The organism is Chimaeribacter coloradensis (assembly GCF_002858715.1).
Taxonomy (GTDB): domain Bacteria; phylum Pseudomonadota; class Gammaproteobacteria; order Enterobacterales; family Enterobacteriaceae; genus Chimaeribacter; species Chimaeribacter coloradensis.
In genome coordinates, this window is sequence record NZ_PJZH01000001.1 from 264,704 (window position 1) to 280,962 (window position 16,259).

General features: G+C 57.7%; 16 protein-coding genes. 4 read left to right on the forward strand and 12 right to left on the reverse strand.

Going from position 1 to position 16,259, the window contains the following annotated elements; translation table 11 throughout:
* Nucleotides 1–14: 14 nt before the first annotated feature.
* Nucleotides 15–935: a Kdo(2)-lipid IV(A) acyltransferase gene (locus CYR32_RS01165; protein WP_101821712.1), complete on the reverse strand. Its 921-nt coding sequence runs from the start codon at nucleotides 933–935 to the stop codon at nucleotides 15–17.
* 310 nt (nucleotides 936–1,245) lie between these two features.
* Nucleotides 1,246–2,352: an NADH:flavin oxidoreductase/NADH oxidase gene (locus tag CYR32_RS01170; RefSeq protein WP_101821714.1), complete on the reverse strand. Its 1,107-nt coding sequence runs from the start codon at nucleotides 2,350–2,352 to the stop codon at nucleotides 1,246–1,248.
* A gap of 297 nt (nucleotides 2,353–2,649) precedes the next feature.
* Between CYR32_RS01170 and trhO the strand changes: the two genes are divergently transcribed.
* Nucleotides 2,650–3,708 (forward strand): oxygen-dependent tRNA uridine(34) hydroxylase TrhO, encoded by a 1,059-nt coding sequence (gene trhO, locus CYR32_RS01175; protein WP_101821716.1) that lies wholly within the window; start codon nucleotides 2,650–2,652, stop codon nucleotides 3,706–3,708.
* Between the two features lie 57 nt (nucleotides 3,709–3,765).
* Here the strand turns inward: trhO and CYR32_RS01180 are convergent, their stop codons facing one another.
* The 3 genes from CYR32_RS01180 to CYR32_RS01190 form a co-directional block, all read right to left on the reverse strand.
* The gene (locus CYR32_RS01180) at nucleotides 3,766–4,341 is read right to left on the reverse strand and encodes a YceI family protein (RefSeq protein WP_101822142.1); all 576 of its coding nucleotides are present in this window, start codon (nucleotides 4,339–4,341) and stop codon (nucleotides 3,766–3,768) included.
* A gap of 51 nt (nucleotides 4,342–4,392) precedes the next feature.
* Entirely contained in the window at nucleotides 4,393–4,947 is a 555-nt protein-coding gene (locus tag CYR32_RS01185) for a cytochrome b (RefSeq protein WP_101821719.1), read from the reverse strand.
* A gap of 379 nt (nucleotides 4,948–5,326) precedes the next feature.
* The gene (locus CYR32_RS01190) at nucleotides 5,327–5,872 is read right to left on the reverse strand and encodes a helix-turn-helix domain-containing protein (protein ID WP_165698160.1); all 546 of its coding nucleotides are present in this window, start codon (nucleotides 5,870–5,872) and stop codon (nucleotides 5,327–5,329) included.
* A gap of 9 nt (nucleotides 5,873–5,881) precedes the next feature.
* Between CYR32_RS01190 and CYR32_RS21605 the strand changes: the two genes are divergently transcribed.
* The gene (locus tag CYR32_RS21605; RefSeq protein WP_165698161.1) at nucleotides 5,882–6,127 is read left to right on the forward strand and encodes a hypothetical protein; all 246 of its coding nucleotides are present in this window, start codon (nucleotides 5,882–5,884) and stop codon (nucleotides 6,125–6,127) included.
* 46 nt (nucleotides 6,128–6,173) lie between these two features.
* On the opposite strand, the gene solA is transcribed toward CYR32_RS21605, so the two are convergent.
* The 5 genes from solA to pyrC form a co-directional block, all read right to left on the reverse strand.
* Nucleotides 6,174–7,289: an N-methyl-L-tryptophan oxidase gene (solA, locus tag CYR32_RS01195; RefSeq protein ID WP_101821723.1), complete on the reverse strand. Its 1,116-nt coding sequence runs from the start codon at nucleotides 7,287–7,289 to the stop codon at nucleotides 6,174–6,176.
* A 158-nt stretch (nucleotides 7,290–7,447) separates the two neighbouring features.
* Nucleotides 7,448–7,702, reverse strand: coding sequence for a biofilm formation regulator BssS (gene bssS, locus CYR32_RS01200; protein WP_072925467.1), 255 nt, complete (start codon nucleotides 7,700–7,702; stop codon nucleotides 7,448–7,450).
* A gap of 225 nt (nucleotides 7,703–7,927) precedes the next feature.
* Nucleotides 7,928–8,197, reverse strand: a complete 270-nt coding sequence (locus tag CYR32_RS01205; RefSeq protein ID WP_101821725.1) for a hypothetical protein — start codon at nucleotides 8,195–8,197, stop codon at nucleotides 7,928–7,930.
* Between the two features lie 202 nt (nucleotides 8,198–8,399).
* On the reverse strand, nucleotides 8,400–8,642 hold the full coding sequence (gene dinI / locus CYR32_RS01210) for a DNA damage-inducible protein I (protein ID WP_101821727.1): 243 nt from the start codon (nucleotides 8,640–8,642) through the stop codon (nucleotides 8,400–8,402).
* An 88-nt stretch (nucleotides 8,643–8,730) separates the two neighbouring features.
* On the reverse strand, nucleotides 8,731–9,783 hold the full coding sequence (pyrC, locus tag CYR32_RS01215) for a dihydroorotase (protein ID WP_101821729.1): 1,053 nt from the start codon (nucleotides 9,781–9,783) through the stop codon (nucleotides 8,731–8,733).
* Nucleotides 9,784–9,996: 213 nt separating this feature from the next.
* Here pyrC and CYR32_RS01220 point away from each other — a divergent pair, with 213 nt between their 5' ends.
* Nucleotides 9,997–10,284: a putative quinol monooxygenase gene (locus CYR32_RS01220; RefSeq protein WP_101821731.1), complete on the forward strand. Its 288-nt coding sequence runs from the start codon at nucleotides 9,997–9,999 to the stop codon at nucleotides 10,282–10,284.
* Between the two features lie 90 nt (nucleotides 10,285–10,374).
* Here the strand turns inward: CYR32_RS01220 and rne are convergent, their stop codons facing one another.
* Complete coding sequence (rne, locus tag CYR32_RS01225; RefSeq protein ID WP_101821733.1) at nucleotides 10,375–13,992, reverse strand: ribonuclease E; 3,618 nt, start codon at nucleotides 13,990–13,992, stop codon at nucleotides 10,375–10,377.
* Nucleotides 13,993–14,550: 558 nt separating this feature from the next.
* Here rne and rluC point away from each other — a divergent pair.
* A complete protein-coding gene (gene rluC, locus CYR32_RS01230; RefSeq protein WP_101821735.1) occupies nucleotides 14,551–15,510 on the forward strand; it encodes a 23S rRNA pseudouridine(955/2504/2580) synthase RluC in 960 nt (319 codons plus the stop codon).
* 42 nt (nucleotides 15,511–15,552) lie between these two features.
* Here the strand turns inward: rluC and CYR32_RS01235 are convergent, their stop codons facing one another.
* The gene (locus tag CYR32_RS01235) at nucleotides 15,553–16,140 is read right to left on the reverse strand and encodes a Maf family protein (protein WP_101821737.1); all 588 of its coding nucleotides are present in this window, start codon (nucleotides 16,138–16,140) and stop codon (nucleotides 15,553–15,555) included.
* Nucleotides 16,141–16,259 lie beyond the last annotated feature (119 nt).

A 16,259-nucleotide genomic window follows, 5' to 3' on the forward strand; every position in this document is an offset into this window, starting at 1 on the left:
CTGCCCCGGCGTGGTTAATAGAGCGACGGCTGCCCCGCCGGGCGCGTTTTGAAGCGGCGGTGCAGCCACATGTACTGGTCGGGTGCCAGCATGATCGCCTCTTCCACCACCTGATTCATCCGTGTGGCGGCGGCCAGTTCGCTCTCCAGCGGCATATCCTCCACTTCCGGCAGGATCACCAGTTCATACCCTTTACCGCCCGGCAGGCGGCGCGGCACAAACGGGATGATCGCCGGTTTGGCCATCCGCGCCAGCAGGTAGGTGCCGGTGGTGGTGGCGGCGTCCGGCACCGCAAACAGCGGCGCAAACACGCTGGCGCGCGGGCCGTAGTCGTGGTCCGGCGCATACCAGATGATGTCGCCCTGTTTCAGGCTGCGGATCATGCCCTTGAGATCTTTTCGATCCAGCATGGTCTTGTTGGAACGGGTGCGGCCCCAGGTCTGGATCCAGTCCATCAGCTTGTTGTCATGCGGGCGGTAGACGCCCACGCCGGGGTTGTAGATGCCGAAAATGCGCGCGCCCAGTTCCAGCGTCAGGAAATGGAGGCCGACCAGCAGCACGCCCTGCTTATTGGCTTTGGCCTGTGCGATATGCTCTTCGCCGGTCACGGTAAACCAGTGGCGCACGCGCCACTCCGGCCAGAACCAGGCCATGCCGGTTTCAAACAGCCCCATGCCCACTGATTCGAAGTTTTGGCGCACCCGCTCATCACGTTCGGCGGCGCTCATCTCCGGGAAGCAGAGTTCCAGGTTGCGCTGCGCAATATGTACCCGGCGCTTCAGAAAACGCATGGAGAAGCGGCCCAGGCCGGTGCCCAGGCGGTAGATGACCGGGTAGGGCAGCAGCACCAGCACATACAGCAACCCAATGCCCAGCCAGGTCGGCCAGTAACGTGGGTGCAAAAGAGAACGGTTAAAGGTAGGAAGGTGCGTCATAATTTCTCTGCTTTATTTTGTTACGACGTAACAATCATGATCCGGATAATACATCTCTGCGCCGGCGGCAGAAGCTCCTTGCCTTAAGGCTGCCGGTGGCGGTCAGAAACGCAGTATGGCAGGGCGGATGCACGCTATTCCGCCACTGCATTGTTAGCTATTGTGCCATTAATGGCAGCATAGGTGAAAATCCACCGCATAAAAGGTTCATTTTGTTAGGGTAACGTATAAAAACGCGGCACATGGCGGGGCGTTGACTGACGTCGGGCGGAGAAGAGAGGGGCAGGCCGGGCGGCCTGCCCCGGAAGCGTTATTTGTCGTTAAACAGCCCTTTCAGGGCATGGGGCTCGCAACGCTTATACTGCGGCGGCGCAATCGCCTTGGCACCCAGTTTAGCCGCCGCATGCCACGGCCAGCGCGGGTCATACAGGATGCCGCGCGCCAGCGCCACCAGATCTGCCTGCCCGGTTGCCACAATGGCGTCCGCCTGCTCCGGTTCGGTGATCAGGCCGACCGCAATCACCGGCATCTTCACCGCCTGGCGGATGCGATCGGCAAACGGCACCTGATAGTTCGGGCTGACGCTGATCTTCTGTGCCGTGGCGTTCCCGCCGCTGGAGACGTGGATGTAGCTGCAACCCAGCTCATCCAGCGCTTTAGCCAGCGCCACTGACTGCTCCAGATCCCAGCCGCCTTCTTCCACCCAGTCGGTGGCGGAGATCCGCACGCCGATCGGCTTGTCGGCCGGGAAGGCGTCACGCAGGGCCTGATAGACCTCCAGCACCAGCCGCATACGGTTCTGTAACGAGCCGCCGTACTGGTCGGTACGCTGGTTGGAAAGCGGCGACAGGAACTGGTGCAGCAGGTAGCCGTGGGCGGCGTGCAGCTCCAGCAGGTCGAAGCCCAGCCGGTCAGCGCGTTTGGCCGCAGCCACATACGCCTCTTTCAGCGCATCGATGCGTTCCTGCGTCATCGCTTCTGGCGTTTCATCCTGCTCAGGATTGTAGGGGATGGCAGACGGTGCCACGGTTTTCCAGCCGCCCGGCTGGCCGTCAGGAATGGACTCACCGCCCTCCCAGGGGCGCTTACAGGAAGCTTTGCGCCCGGCATGGCCGAGCTGGATGCCGAGCGGCATGGTGCTGTGCTCGCGGATCGCTTTCACCACGCCCGAGAGCGCCTGTTCGGTTTCATCGTCCCACAGGCCGAGGTCCTGTTGCGTAATACGGCCTACCGCTTCAACCGCCGTGGCTTCCACAATCAGCAGCCCGGCACCGGAGAGCGCCAGGTTGCCGAGGTGGATGGTATGCCAGGAGGTGGCTTTGCCGTCGTCAGAAGAGTACTGGCACATCGGGGCGATCACGATGCGGTTCGGCAATGTCAGGGAACCCAGGCGGAAAGGTGTAAATAGCTGACTCATGGAGACCTCGCTTGTCAAAAAAGAAAGGAAAGGGGGCACATTGTTGCGGCACGGCTGCCCCCTCGCCGGAGATAAACAGTTTTAGTTCTATCTATAACAAGGCTTATCGCTTTTTGCCCTGACGTCAACCTGCCGGGCGGCAACAAATTGTTTCCGGATGGCCGGCGGCGGAAAAGCCGCCATTCATTGGTTATGGTGATGTTTTGGAAAAAACTATCATGTATCATACGCCCCCGTTTATGCCCGCTGCGGCGGCGCGCTGTCTATTTACCGCTTAACTCCCCAGGAACGTACACCATGCCAGTGTTACATAACCAGATTTCCAACGAAGAGCTGAAAGCGCGGATGTTGGCCGAAACCGAGCCGCGTACCACGGTCTCTTTCTATAAATACTTCACCCTTGATGACCCGAAAGCGTTCCGCGACGCCCTCTATCTGGCGTTTAAAGCGGAACAGGTCTTTGGCCGCGTCTATGTGGCAAAAGAGGGGATCAACGCCCAGATTAGCGTGCCGCAGAGCCGCTTTGAGGCGTTCAGACAGGCGCTGTTCGCCAGCCACCCGGCGCTGGATCAGGTGCGTCTGAACATCGCGCTGGAAGATGACGGGAAATCGTTCTGGGTGCTGCGCATGAAAGTGCGTGAGCGTATTGTGGCCGACGGGATCGACGATGAGAGCTTTGACCCATCCCGGGTGGGGGAGTACCTGAAAGCCGATCAGGTCAACCAGATGATTGATGACCCGGACACGCTGTTTGTCGACATGCGTAACCACTACGAGTACGAAGTCGGCCACTTTGAAAATGCCCTTGAGGTGCCGTCCGACACCTTCCGCGAGCAGCTGCCGATGGCAGTAGAGATGCTGCAGGACCAGAAAGACAAAAACATTGTGATGTACTGCACCGGCGGCATCCGCTGTGAAAAGGCCAGCGCTTACATGCTGCATCACGGCTTTAAAAACATCTATCACGTGGAGGGCGGCATTATCGAGTACACCCGCCGGGCGCGTGAGCAGGGGCTGCCGCTGAAATTCATCGGTAAGAACTTTGTGTTTGATGAGCGGATGGGGGAGCGCATCTCTGACGATGTGATCGCCCAGTGCCACCAGTGCGGAGAGCCGTGCGACAGCCACACCAATTGCAAAAATGATGGCTGCCACCTGCTGTTCATCCAGTGCCCGCGCTGTGCCGCCGCCTTTGAGGGCTGCTGCAGCGCCCTCTGCCAGGAAGAGCTGGCCCTGCCACCGGAAGAGCAGCGCGCGCGCCGCGCCGGCCGCGAAAACGGCAATAAGATCTTCAACAAGTCCAAAGGCCTGTTGCGCCCGCGTTTGCAGATCCCGGCCCCGGAGAGCGACAGCTGATCCTGCCCGGCAAAACAAAAAAGGTCACCTCAGGTGACCTTTTTTATGGCGTAAAACTTACTTCGGCCTGACCCCTTCCAGCGAGATAATCAGCTCCACATTCTGGGAAGCCGGGCCCAGTTTGGTATTGATGTTGTAATCCTTCAGCGCGAATTCCCCTTCGGCCTCAAACCCGGCGCGGTAGGAGCCCCACGGGTCATCACCCTGGCCAATCAGTTTCGCTTCCAGCGTCAGCGGCTTGGTGACACCGTTCAGGGTAAAATCACCGGTAATTTTCAGTTCGTCACCCTCTTTTTCCACCTTGGTGGAGACAAAGGTCGCCTGCGGGTATTTGCCGGTGTTCAGGAAGTCGGCGCTGCGCAGGTGCTTATCACGCTCTGCATGGTTGGTGTCGAGGCTGTTGGTATTGATGGTGACATTCACCTTGTCTGACGCGGGGTTCTGTTCGTCATAGGTAAAGGTGCCGTCGAAGTCTTTGAAACTGCCGTAGATCCAGCTGTAGCCCAGATGTTTGATGCGGAACTGCAGAAAGGCGTGCTGCCCCTCTTTATCAATTTTATAGTCAGCCGCCACGGCGCTCCCGGCGCTCATCAGCAGGGTAGCCAGTGTCAGGCCCAGGGCGCGCTTTTTCAGTCGCGGAATCATCGTCAGCATAGCAATCTCCATGTTACCAGTAGGTGAATATCAAGGGGCACGGCGACCCAGCATCCGTTTAAGGGTGACATCGCCATCAATAAAGTGGTGTTTCAGGGCCGCCAGCGCATGAAGAACGGAGAGCAATACCACCGCCCACGCCAGCCACAGGTGCAGGGTACCGGCCAGGTCAGTCTGTTCCGGCCCAAGGGTCATCAATGCCGGGACGCTGAACCAGCCGAACACACTGATCGGCTGCCCTTCCGCGGTGGCAATCAGGTAGCCGGTCACCAGAATGCCGAGCAGGCCCGCCAGCAGCAGCAGATGGGCGGCGGTAGCCGCGATGCGCGTGACGGCGCTGTAACTGCTGAGCGGCAGGGGCGGCGGGGAGACAAACCGCCAGAGAATGCGGAACAGGATCAACGCAAACAGCAGCACCCCGACGCTCTTATGCAGCTCAGGTGCCCGGTGATACCAGACGTCGTAATAGCCCAGGGTGACCATCCAGAGGCCGAGCGCGAACATGCCGTAAATGACCAGCGCGGCCAGCCAGTGGATCACGATGCTGGTATGGCCGAAGGCCTGCGTATCATTTTTAAAGCTCATCTTGGGACCTTTACCAGGCGGTAACGAATTTTTAAAAAATAGACATCTGATTTTACAAAATCAACGCTTATTTTATATTTGTAATCAAATAAAAGCGTCCTTCATAAATTTTGATTTATTTACCGCCATCTTATTCAGTGGCTTCGGCGAAATAAGTCAGGGTAAATAATCGGGAAGATAAAAGAGAAAGAGGCGGGCCGCGCAAATTGTCAATAAATGTCAGGAGTTTGTCAGTGAAAACTGAAATAACGGAATAAGCCCGGATTATTCAGCTATTGCCGGAAAGCGCAAAAGAAAAGATAAAAGGGATAAATAGGAAACATGGCAGGTGAAAAACGGGGCCTCAGGAAAGAAAGCCTCCTGACGCCCCGGATTATTGTCATACGGGGCAAGGCAGGCTGGGGACGCGCTCTTCCGGTGTGGGAAAGAAGTAGGGCGGGTAGATCACATATTTAAGCACGTGATAAAGAAAACAGAATTCCAGCCGGTTACGTACCATCAGCTTCCGGATCGCTTGGCGTTTATGCACGTAGACTGTGCGGCCGCAAATACCGAGCTTTTTGGCAATCTCATGATTGGTGTACTGCGCCATCCATAACGCGACCACGGCCAGCTCCTGACGGCTATATAAGTAGCCGTTACTGTTGCGCCTGAACAGGGGCGGCGGCTGAACAGGGTCACTTAACAGATGCAATAACGGCAACAGACATTTTTTATTCATCAGCGACACCCGGCCGGAAAGGGCAATAGGCTCTGCTGCGGTGGGGTAAGGGGCATCCACATAAATATAGATCCGGGCATTGCCGCAGGCCTGAAAGAAATCGATAAGCTGGGGAAATTCGCCGCCGCAGCGGCAATAGTGGGTCAGATTAATGATTACCACATCCGGGCGAAACGTGGCCAGGCGCGGCAGGCTCTGCTCCACGGAGTCTGCATGTTCCGTGAGGATATAGGGATATTTTTCAAAAAAGCAGCAGGCACCCAAGAGGGTAAAGACACAGCTGTCAATTATCATGATTCGCATTTGCTGCTCTCCTCGGCAAAAAGGAAAATCCATTTTCTACAAACGGGCAAAATAATCCGAACGCATGGCAGCGTCAATTCTGAAAAAATAGGGGTGAAAGGATATAATTTCCGAATATATAGAGGATTTATATATTCCGGAATAAATAATAGATGACGTTTATTAATTGGCCGGGCAGCCGCACAGGGCGGCTGCCGGATAATCAGGCAAAGCGGGCGAGGCTGAACGGGGTAAGATCAAAGGGAACAGGCTGGTCATCAGCAAACAGCGCGGCTATCTCCCCCAGTACGCTGGCAAATTTAAATCCGTGCCCGCTCAGGCCGGTCACCACCATCGCCTGCGGGCAGCCGGGCAGGGTATCAATAATGAAATCTTCATCCGGCGACATATCGTAGGTGCAGGCTTCCCCATGCAGGCAGACCCCGACGCCCGGCAGGAAACGCCGCAGGAAACGGAAGACTTCAGTGCCGTCCTCCGCCACGGTGCCGAAGGGCTTACGCTGCTCCGGGGCGGAGATGGGCTGTCCGCCCTGGTGCTTGCCCAGCTTCAGCCCCTCTTTACCGGCCGGGAAGCCGTAATAGTGCTCGTTCTCTGCCATCTCCGCGGTAAAGGCCGGGAAGTGGTTCTCTTCGCTGTAACGGCCATCCGCCTGATGCCAGGAGAATACCTTACGCACGGGCTGCACCGGCAGCGAAGGCAGCAACGCCTTGACCCAGGTACCGGCACTGATTACCACTTTCCGGGCGGTAAACGCGCCTTCCGGGGTGGTGATGCGCATACCTTGCTCCAGCGGGGTCACCTCTGTGACCGGGCAGTTAAACAGCTGGGCACAGCCCGCTTCGCGTGCCAGCCGGATATAGCCCTCAATCGCCTGTTCACATTGCAGCACGCCCGAGCGCGGCTCAAAGAGCCCGATGAACCCGTCCGGCACACTGAACACCGGCCAGCGCGCCTGCACCTGGTCAGGGCCAAGCAGCTCAATGGGCAGCCCATACGTCTCTGCGCTGCGGCGCACATTGGCCAGAAAAGCAGACTCTGCCGGGCCGAGGTTCAGCACCCCGCATGGGCGAAATATCCGCTCGCCGGTGAGTTCCGCCAGTTGCTCCCACAACGCCTGCGCCCGCAATACCAGCGGGACGTAGCGCTCCCCTTCGCCATAGGCATGGCGGATGATGCGCGTCTGGCCGTGGTGGCTCGCGCCTTTATGGGGAGGCATGGCGCTGTCGATCATCAGCACCTTCAGGCCGGTCTGGGTGGCATAAAAGCCTGCCGCTGCGCCAACTGAACCGCTGCCGACAATGATCAGATCATATTCCATGGAGCTTGCTTCCTCGTGATTCAGGGTAAAAAGACCCTGCCATCATAGAGAGAGTGACCCGTTGTTGACAATCTGCCGGGGGGCAGAAAAAAGGGGGAGGGCCGGAAATGCAAAAGGCACCCGGGTAACGGGTGCCTCAGACCAAGGGATAAACAACGTTAATGTTTGCGATGGTCAAGGTCCAGGTACTCATTGGATTCTATCTTTGCGATGCCGGCTTCAAGAATGGAAACAAGTTGCCGCGCCACATCCGTCGTTAACCATAACGTTCTGTCCACATGTGCTTCTTCTGGAGATTGGTCTGTTGAAGACAGGTAATGAAGACGGATCATCATGGCATCATAAACATCGACGGTACTGATATCCCAACCTACAAGCGGGTGTGTCTGAATAACTTCATCTTTTCTGTCCATATAGACCCCTTCTGTTGTAGTGACTAACGTGAGTGACTAACTGAGGAGCAATGCGGCTCTTTATGAAGTGAGCACCTAAGTATAAGCACGGGTGGCAGGTTTTTGGGAAGTAAAAGTTAAAGCGAGGGTAAAAAGAGGCCCGGATGGGTAAGAAGTGAACAGAATGCGGGGTTGTTCTCCTTTTTATAGCAGGAACCTCCCCGGCAGGGCCGGAGAGGCTAAGGATTACCCGGCAGAAGGCGTGATCACCGGCGCAATGCGTTTCTCCCACTCCTCCGCCAGCTGCGCAAAATGTTTTTGCGTCTCTTCATCCCGGTTTTGATTTTGCGATTCCAGTTTCAGGCTGTGAATCATTAATTGGGCTGATTTATCATCGTGACTGAAAGCCAGATAAGAGAACGCCGTCTCCAGCACGCTCAGCCGCCGTTGCTGATCGCGTATCAGCTCCAGCAGCTCGCCAAACGTCATTGCCTCTTCCGGTTTTTCGGCGGCCATGTGCCTACCTCCTGTGTGAATACAAGCCAGACAGATAAGGGGCTGTTCCTGAAGCGATTCAGGAGCCTGCGCCCTGTTACACGCGACAGCGCTTAACGCTGAGAATGTAACATAATGCTACATCTGTCCGGGCAAGAAAAACAGGCTGGCCTGAGATATAAAAAAGCCGGGAAGCGACGCCCGGCAAAAAAACAGCAAGTGGTTAAAAGTCAGTGACGAACCAGTCATCGGCGCTTTCCCACGTTTGTTGTAATATCTCTTCGATCACGGCCCTGTCTGTTTTTGCCCCACCCAGCACCGAGAGATGGTTAGACCCGGCATAACGCACCTGGACGGCCACATCGGTAAACTGCTGGTTGAGGCGTTTACTCAATTCACCGGAGAGCGCTTCAAGCGCGCCCGCCGGCAGAGGTTTGGTTTTATCTACGGTCAGTTCAACACGCATTGTGCACCCTCCCACCAGAATATACTGTTAATTTATACAGTATAAAGGGCGGGCACGCAAGCCTGTTTTAACACAGGCCGGACGCTGCTCAGGAGACGCGGGTGACGCGCCACGGCAGGGTCTGGCCGGCCAGGAACGGCACTACCGTATCACCGGCCACGGCGATCTCCTCCTCCTGCACCACCTCACTGCGGGTCAGCTCGATGAAACCGTCATTGACCGGCAAGCCGTAGAACTGTGGGCCGTTCAGCGAGGCGAACGCTTCCAGCTGGTCCAGCGCGCCCAGCTCTTCAAACACGGTGGCGTAGGCAGACATGGCCAGCGGGGCGTTGAAGCAGCCGGCACAGCCGCAGCTGGACTCTTTACGGTGGCGGGTATGGGGCGCGGAGTCGGTGCCGAGAAAGAAGCGGTCGCTGCCGCTGGCGACCGCACTGCGCAGCGCCTGCTGGTGGATGTTACGCTTCAGGATCGGCAGGCAGAACAGGTGCGGGCGGATACCGCCAACCAGCATATCGTTGCGGTTAAACATCAGATGCTGGGGGGTTACGGTGGCACCCAGGTAGCGATCGCCGGCCAGGACATACTCAGCGGCGTCTTTGGTGGTGATGTGTTCAAAGACGATTTTCAGTGCCGGGAAGTGGCGGCGAATCGGCTCCATGATCTCGTCAATGAAACGCGCTTCACGGTCAAAAATATCCACGTGAGCGTGGGTCACTTCCCCATGGATCAGCAACGGCATGCCAATCTTCTGCATCGCCTCAAACAGCGGGTAAATGCCCGGCACATCTGTGACGCCGTGTGAGGAGTTGGTGGTGGCATTGGCCGGGTAGAGTTTTGCGGCGGTAAACACCCCTTGCTCAAACCCTTGCACCAGTTCACTGGCCGGCAGGGAATCCGTAAGGTAGCAGGTCATCAGCGGGGTAAAGTGGTGGCCGGCAGGCACAGCGGCCAGGATGCGCTCCCGGTAGGCAATCGCTTGCGTCACCGAGGTCACAGGGGGCGTCAGGTTTGGCATAACGATCGCCCGGCCAAAAACATCACTGGTGTAAGGCACCACGGTTCTGAGCATGTCATCATCGCGTAAGTGGATGTGCCAGTCGTCAGGGCGGCGGATCTTCAGAACTTGCGGTTGGGCGGTCATTTCACAACACTCCGGCATAAATGGAAAAGGCGTTAAAGGCATCAGCCGTGTTAACAGGCGATTTATGGCGGGGGGTAAGAATAAGCGTAAAGCGGATCAGATGCATCTGTTTGTTAATCCAAAGTTGAAATCACCGGCAGGATAGGGCCATAGTAACCCTATTCATCTGGCCGGCAGGGTGCTGCCCGGCATCGAAAATAAGGAGTCACAAGTATGGAAGTGCGTGTCGTCGCAAGCCTGGTTGCCAAACCGGAATATCTGGAAGAGGTGGCCGCTACGCTGCATGAAATCATTGAGCCGAGCCGGCTGGAGGTCGGGTGCATTCAGTATGAGCTGCATCAGGATAACGAAGACCCGGCCTGCTTTGTGTTTTTTGAGCGCTGGCGCTCACAAGAGGCGCTTGATAAGCACAGCAACAGCGAGCACTTCGGCCGGTTTGCCAGCCAACTGGAAGGGAAGCTCGCCTCCCTGGATATCAAAACGTTAAAACAGATCGCCTGACCCGCCGCCCGGCCGGTATTCTTTCCCTGCCGGCTGACGCGAGCCATAAAAAAACCCGCCAAATGGCGGGTTTTGTTTTTTGCAGCGGCGTTATTCGCTCATTTCCGGTTTGGTGGCCGGGGCAGTAGCAGTATTGACCGCGGCATGGCCGCCGGCAGAGCCTTTGCCTTCAAAGTTGAAGACCGGGCGCTTCCAGTCACTCTGAGGGGCAGGTTCCGGGTTGTAATCCGGGGCCGGTGCCTTGGTCATCGGTGCTGTCGCATGGTGCGTAAACGCAACCGGTGCCGGTGAAGCCACAGGTTTCACCTCAGCGGCAGGCGTCTCAGCGACCTGCGGTGCTTCTGCAACCGCTTTCTGTGGGGCAACGTCCGCCACAGGGTGTGCTGCTTCAGGCGTGACCGCAGACGCAACATTCACTGGGGCTTCAGCAGCATTAACCGGTGCTTCAGCAGCGATAACCGGCTCTTCAGCAGCATTAACCGGTGCTTCAGCAGCGATAGCCGGGGTTTCTGCAGCGGCGTTAACCGGCTCTTCAGCAGCGTTTACCGGCGCTTCAGCGGCATTAACCGGGGTTTCAGCAGCATTTACCGGTTCTTCAGCAGCGATAACCGGGGTTTCTGCAGCGGCGTTAACCGGCTCTTCAGCAGCGTTTACCGGCGCTTCAACAGCATTAACCGGTGCTTCAGCAGCGTTAACAGGCTCTTCAGCGGCATTAATCGGCGCGTCAACCAGTGACGGTGCCTGAGCAGGGGCCTCTTCCGGTTGTGCAGCGGTTACCGCCGGCACGGCCTCTTCCGGTGCCTGTTGTGGCTTATCACCAAACGCAGCTTTTACCGGCTCGACATCCATCTCAATGCCCGCTTCCGGCAATGTCTCTTCGACATGCTCAGCGGTTTCAGCGACCAACGGGTCGGCCACGATTTCCAGCGCCGGGGTGTCAATTTCTACGGCCTTCTCGTCTGCGACGTCAGCCTGGGAAACCGCAATACCCGCGATCTCTTCCGGCGTAGAGGCCGGGTAAACGTAGTCACCGTTTTCATGCTGCTCGGCGATAGCGGCAGACAGCGCGGTGTGCGGGGACATCGGCTCATCATGCTGCTCATCGGCAGACGTTGTCACCGGGTAGCTGACCCACACCTTGCCTGATGCCATTTCCGGCGAGGCAAATGCGCCTGCCAACGGCACCGGAGACTGGGAAGGGTAGCGCTCGTCACGGTAACGGCGGCGACGCTGACCACTTACGCGCAGGTGACGCGGCGAACGGCGTGAACGACGCGGCATCCCGGTCTCCCCGTTGGCGTTGCGGCCATCGGCCCCATTCTCATCATCCTGCTGGGCGGCAGTGTCCGTAGCCGGCTGGCTGTCTGCCACCGGGGTGGCCTCTGCCTGTGCATCGCTGTTGAAACGCACTTTCTGGGAAAGCTGGCGACGTTCGCGGCGCGGCATGACCGGCTGCTGGCGATCGTCCTGATCGTTGTCGTCCACGTTTACACTGGCGGCGACGTCAACCGGCGCGATCACCTCTTCAGCGGCAACCTCCTGCGGCACTTTGCGCTTCTCTTCCTGACGACGGCGCTGGCGCTCAGCACGTTGCTCACGGCGCTGCTGCTGCTCTTCACGCAAGGCTTTTTCAGCCTCTTCGCTGCGCGGCTCAGCCATCACATCCTGATTACGTTTATTGCGGCGCTGATCGTCACGCGGCTCGCGCATTTCACGCGGTTCGCGTGGTTCACGGGATTCGCGCGGCTCACGGGCTTCACGGGGTTCACGTGCCTCACGCGGTTCGCGGGATTCACGCGGCTCGCGGTCGTCACGGGAGCGGCGCTCACCGTTGCGCTCTTTGCGGTTGTTGCTCTGGCGACGCGGGGTACGGCGATCGCGGTCGTTACGGCGCGGCTCGCTGCTCTCTTCTTTGGCAACCACCGCTTCCTCAGCCGGTTTGGCTTCAGGCTGCTGCGGTTCACCTACGAACAGGTTTTTCAGGCCACTTAACAGACGGCTGATAAAGCCTGGCGCAGCCGGGGCTTCTTCTTTCTTGGCAGGCTGAACGACCGCCGCAGGTTTGCTCACCACTTTCTCTTCGAATACCGGTGGGGCATCGGCCGGCAGGGCAAAGGTGGCCAGCGCCGGTTGTTCCGGGCGTTTACGCTCAGCCGGGGTATCGTCTGAAGGCTGGGTCATTTCAGCTTCGTGCAGCTGCGGCAGCAGGTAACTCAGGGTTGAGGTCTCTTCGCCTTTGCGCACGCGCAGTACGGAGTAGTGCGGGGTGTGCATCTGATCGCTTGGCACGATGATGGCGCGCACGCCGCCCTGGCGTTTTTCAATCGCATTGACTGCTTCACGCTTTTCGTTCAGCAGGTAGGAGGCGATCTGTACCGGGACAATCGCATGCACTTCCTTGGTGTTCTCTTTCAGCGCTTCTTCTTCAATCAGGCGCAGGATAGAGAGCGACAGGGATTCGTTGTCACGGATGGTGCCGGTACCGCTGCATCGCGGGCAGACGTGGTGGCTCGACTCACCCAGTGACGGGCTGAGGCGCTGGCGCGACATCTCCAGCAGGCCGAAACGGGAAATCCGGCCAATCTGGATACGGGCGCGGTCCTGGCGGACGGCATCACGCAGGCGGTTTTCCACTTCGCGCTGGTGGCGTACCGGCGTCATGTCGATAAAGTCGATCACGATCAGGCCGCCGAGGTCACGCAGGCGCAACTGGCGGGCGATTTCGTCAGCCGCTTCCAGGTTGGTGTTGAAGGCGGTCTCTTCGATATCGCCGCCGCGGGTAGCGCGTGCGGAGTTGATGTCGATGGCGGTCAGCGCTTCAGTGGTATCGATGACGATGGAGCCGCCGGACGGCAGGCGCACTTCACGCTGGAAGGCGGACTCAATCTGCGATTCGATCTGATAATGGCTGAACAGCGGGATCTCACCGGTATAAGGTTTGATTTTGCTGCTGAAATCGGGGCGGCCGAGGGCTGCGATATGCTCTTTGGCCAGATCGAGGATTTTAGGGTTGTCGATCAGGATTTCGCCGATATCCGGACGCAGATAGTCGCGGAACGCGCGGACAATCACGTTACTTTCCTGATGGATCAGGAACGGAGCCGGGCGGCCTTCCGCAGCCTTTTTAATCGCTTCCCAGTGTTTGATACGGAAAGAGAGATCCCACTGCAATGCATCAGCCGATTTGCCGACACCGGCGGTGCGGACGATCAGCCCCATGCCGTCCGGCAGTTGCAGGGAGGAGAGGGCCTCTTTCAGCTCGGTACGGTCGTCCCCTTCAATGCGGCGTGAGATGCCCCCGGCGCGCGGGTTATTCGGCATCAGGACCAGGTAGCTGCCTGCCAGGCTGATAAACGTCGTAAGGGCTGCGCCTTTATTGCCGCGCTCTTCTTTATCAACCTGAACAATGACTTCCTGGCCTTCACGCAGCACATCTCTGATGTTGGGGCGACCATGGGAGGAGTAATTACTGGGAAAATATTCGCGGGCAATTTCTTTGAGGGGGAGGAAACCGTGTCTTTCAGCACCGTAATCAACAAAAGCGGCTTCGAGGCTCGGTTCTATACGGGTGATTTTGCCTTTATAGATATTGGCTTTTTTCTGTTCATGACCCGGACTTTCAATATCCAGATCATATAAACGCTGTCCATCTACGAGGGCAACACGCAACTCTTCCTGCTGAGTTGCGTTAATTAACATTCTTTTCATCTTAACTTACTCGTTATTTTTGCATTGTCGATAAAGCTGCGGGCAAAATAACCTCCTGACCGGTGTTACCGTTGGCCCCGTGTCTTCTCGCAAAGCCGTCAACCTCCCGGTTGTCGCCTGCATAGGGGCGCATTACTTCGGTAAGCCTGTTTTTCTTTGTGAAAAGCAGCGCTCTTTGTAGGGGAATAGCCTCTCAGTTACGTCGACAGATCTCATTCCATTATGCCGGCCAGGCTGCAACCCGCAGCCCGCTAATTGCTTGATTTCACGCTACGTCTTACGCCATTGCTGCGTGTGTGCCATCAGGCAACGTTCTGATTCCGCTATTTTCCCTGTCTTAACGAGATTAACGCGGAAAGTAATCGCATTATTCCATTGCAGACACGGTTATAGCAAGGTGACTTTAGCAGTGCCTTACAAGAAACTCACGCACAAGAAAGCAGGACGATAACGGTTGCTGAGTAAATAGCCAAAATTATGCGTTGTCCGCGGTGAAAAGCCGGTCTGGCTCACAAAAATCAGTAGCGCGAAGGCGGCCGGGTATTTAGAATCGCCGCCATGAAAACAGAGAATCCATCAGTGCAAATCGTCACGATTTCTGACGATCAGGCCGGCCAGCGTATCGATAACTTTTTGCGTACCCAACTTAAAGGGGTGCCGAAGAGCATGGTTTACCGCATCGTCCGTAAGGGCGAAGTCCGGGTGAATAAAAAGCGCATTAAACCCGAATATAAACTGGAAGCAGGGGATGAAGTGCGCATCCCGCCGGTGCGCGTCGCCGAACGCGAAGAGCCGCAGGTCTCCGCGAAGCTGGATAAGGTCGCGGCGCTGGCAGACTGCATCCTGTTTGAGGATGAGCACCTGCTGATCCTCAATAAGCCCGCCGGCACTGCCGTACACGGCGGCAGCGGGCTGAGTTTCGGGGTGATCGAGGCGCTGCGCGCCCTGCGCCCGGAGGCACGTTTCCTGGAACTGGTACACCGCCTGGACCGCGACACCTCAGGCGTGTTGCTGGTGGCCAAAAAACGCTCGGCGCTGCGTTCGCTGCATGAGCAGCTGCGCCTGAAAGGGATGCAAAAAGACTACCTGGCGCTGGTGCGCGGGCAGTGGCAGTCCCACTGCAAAGTGGTGCAGGCGCCTCTGCTGAAGAATATCCTGCAAAGCGGTGAGCGGATCGTACGGGTCAACAGTGAAGGCAAGCCTTCTGAGACGCGGTTTAAAGTGGAAGAGCGTTTCAGCTTCGCCACGCTGGTCAAAGCCAGCCCGGTGACCGGCCGCACCCACCAGATCCGCGTTCACACCCTGCATGCCGGCCATCCTATCGCCTTTGATGACCGCTATGGCGACCGGGAATTCGACAGCCAGCTCGCCTCTACCGGCCTGAAACGGCTGTTCCTGCACGCGGCGGCGCTGCGTTTTGAGCACCCGGGCAGCGGCGAGACCATGCGCATTGAGGCACCGCTCGACACCGCCTTGCAGCGCTGCCTGCAGGTACTGCGTAAAGAGGCGAAAGCCTGATTGTCCAAAAGGCACCCGGGGGTGCCTTTTTTATGGCGCCCTTTAGCCGAGCAGAGGGTTGACCCTTTCTGCCCGCAGCATTTCCAGCAGCGTAATCAGCGGCATCCCCACCAGGGTATTCGGGTCGCGCCCGGAGAGGCGGTCAAACAGACTGATACCCAGCGCCTCGCTTTTAAAGCTGCCGGCGCAGTCCAGCGGCTGTTCACGCGCCAGGTAGCCGTGAATCTCCTCATCTGTCAGCGCACGGAAATGGACGTCAAAAGGCTCACAGCAGCACTGCAACGCACCGGTTTCGCTGTTGTAGAGCGCCAGCCCGGTGTAGAAGGTCACACAGCGGCCGCTGGCTTTGCGTAACTGGGCAAATGCCTTGTCCAGGGTATGGGGCTTGCCGGTGATCTCACCCTCCAGGACACAGACCTGATCTGAACCTATAATCAGGTGGCGCGGGTAGGCACCGGCCAGCGACTGCGCCTTGGCGGCCGCCAGCCGCTGAACCAATGCCCCGGCATGTTCAGCAGGGTGGGGCGTTTCATCCGCGGACGGGGCGGCGGCCGTAAAAAGCAGGCCGGTTTTTTCCAGCAGTGCCCGGCGGTAAGGTGAGGTTGAAGCCAGAACCAGAGGAAGAGACATATTTTTTTCACAAACCGTAGCGTAATTGAATCCCGCATTTTAAACTATCGGCCGCTGCGGAAGCGAATATTGGTGAAAGGTGCGGTAATCCGGCCTTTTTCTTTGACTCCATGTCGTTA

What these genes read in the sequence shown, in the direction of transcription:
- CYR32_RS01165 (WP_101821712.1), bottom strand. Translation starts at nt 935, where the DNA reads ATGACGCACCTTCCTACCTTTAACCGTTCTCTTTTGCACCCACGTTAC.
- CYR32_RS01170 (WP_101821714.1), bottom strand. Translation starts at nt 2,352, where the DNA reads ATGAGTCAGCTATTTACACCTTTCCGCCTGGGTTCCCTGACATTGCCG.
- trhO (WP_101821716.1), top strand. Translation starts at nt 2,650, where the DNA reads ATGCCAGTGTTACATAACCAGATTTCCAACGAAGAGCTGAAAGCGCGG.
- CYR32_RS01185 (WP_101821719.1), bottom strand. Translation starts at nt 4,947, where the DNA reads ATGAGCTTTAAAAATGATACGCAGGCCTTCGGCCATACCAGCATCGTG.
- CYR32_RS21605 (WP_165698161.1), top strand. Translation starts at nt 5,882, where the DNA reads ATGTTCCGTGAGGATATAGGGATATTTTTCAAAAAAGCAGCAGGCACC.
- solA (WP_101821723.1), bottom strand. Translation starts at nt 7,289, where the DNA reads ATGGAATATGATCTGATCATTGTCGGCAGCGGTTCAGTTGGCGCAGCG.
- bssS (WP_072925467.1), bottom strand. Translation starts at nt 7,702, where the DNA reads ATGGACAGAAAAGATGAAGTTATTCAGACACACCCGCTTGTAGGTTGG.
- CYR32_RS01205 (WP_101821725.1), bottom strand. Translation starts at nt 8,197, where the DNA reads ATGGCCGCCGAAAAACCGGAAGAGGCAATGACGTTTGGCGAGCTGCTG.
- dinI (WP_101821727.1), bottom strand. Translation starts at nt 8,642, where the DNA reads ATGCGTGTTGAACTGACCGTAGATAAAACCAAACCTCTGCCGGCGGGC.
- pyrC (WP_101821729.1), bottom strand. Translation starts at nt 9,783, where the DNA reads ATGACCGCCCAACCGCAAGTTCTGAAGATCCGCCGCCCTGACGACTGG.
- CYR32_RS01220 (WP_101821731.1), top strand. Translation starts at nt 9,997, where the DNA reads ATGGAAGTGCGTGTCGTCGCAAGCCTGGTTGCCAAACCGGAATATCTG.
- rne (WP_101821733.1), bottom strand. Translation starts at nt 13,992, where the DNA reads ATGAAAAGAATGTTAATTAACGCAACTCAGCAGGAAGAGTTGCGTGTT.
- rluC (WP_101821735.1), top strand. Translation starts at nt 14,551, where the DNA reads ATGAAAACAGAGAATCCATCAGTGCAAATCGTCACGATTTCTGACGAT.
- CYR32_RS01235 (WP_101821737.1), bottom strand. Translation starts at nt 16,140, where the DNA reads ATGTCTCTTCCTCTGGTTCTGGCTTCAACCTCACCTTACCGCCGGGCA.